General features: G+C 66.7%; 1 protein-coding gene. It reads right to left on the bottom strand.

The window, feature by feature from the left end:
• Positions 1–8: 8 nt before the first annotated feature.
• Entirely contained in the window at positions 9–617 is a 609-nt protein-coding gene (locus tag AQJ91_RS48410) for a hypothetical protein (RefSeq protein ID WP_067036845.1), read from the bottom strand.
• Positions 618–978 lie beyond the last annotated feature (361 nt).

Below are 978 nucleotides of genomic sequence, written 5' to 3' on the forward strand. Positions count from 1 at the left end.
TTGCGGGGTTATAGGCCGTCGCTGACCATCGCGGCGACAATTCGGACGTGCCGATCGGCCGCCGTGTTCGAGAATTCGTTTTCGTAGTTCAGGCCGTACGGCCAGAAATGGCCGCCGCCGGTGGAGATCGTGGCGCCCGAACCGTTGAACTGCTTGACGAGTGCCGTGGCCTGCGCGCCGCGCCAGGTTCCGCCGCCGAGGGAGGACCAGCCCGAGCTGGTGCCCACGCCGATGGTGTGGGCGATCTCGTGCAGAGCGGTCCGCTCGGTCATATAGCTGCGGTTGCCGAAGCGGATCGTTCCGTTGATGTTGCCGTCGGCGGTGGGTACGCCCGGGTCGTAGCGGACGGTGATGCTCTTGCCCAGGTCGCTGAGGTTGTTGTACCGGGCCACCGCGGCGTTCATGGCCGACGTGATGAGGTTGTAGGCCGTCTGCTGGTCCTGGGTGGGGTTGCTCGCCCGTTCCAGGGTCCAGGTGATGCTGGCCGCCGCCACCTGTTCCCGGGCGGCGGGTGCGGCCTGCGGGGTGGCCTGCGCGACGCCGGGCCCGGTCAGCAGGGCGGCCGCAAGCGCGGCCACGACCAGCTTGCCGCGCCGGGATATGGCCCTGCGTTCCATGGGCTCGGGGGCACGTCGTGGACTCATACGAGGGGTCCTCCTGTGGGGGGTGGGCCGCCGGGCGTGGGGTCGGCGGTGTGACCGGTCGGGCAATGCACGGGAAATGTCGCGAGCATTACCCATGCGTTGTTCGATATGCCGATCAATGCGTCAGGGGAAACCTGATATCCGCAAGTATCCAGCCGGGAAGTGCGGCGTCAAGAGGCCCTGCGGGAATTACACAGAACTACCTGGACCCTTTTTATTTCGACGCCCTTCTCGTCCGTCGTCCGGTTATGAATTACCCCGTATGCACCGGAATTCCGGCCGGATTCGTCCCGGTCTCCGCTTGCCCGCGGTGTGTGCCCGGGCGCACGCTGAG

The organism is Streptomyces dysideae, from assembly GCF_001514305.1.
GTDB lineage: Bacteria > Actinomycetota > Actinomycetes > Streptomycetales > Streptomycetaceae > Streptomyces > Streptomyces dysideae.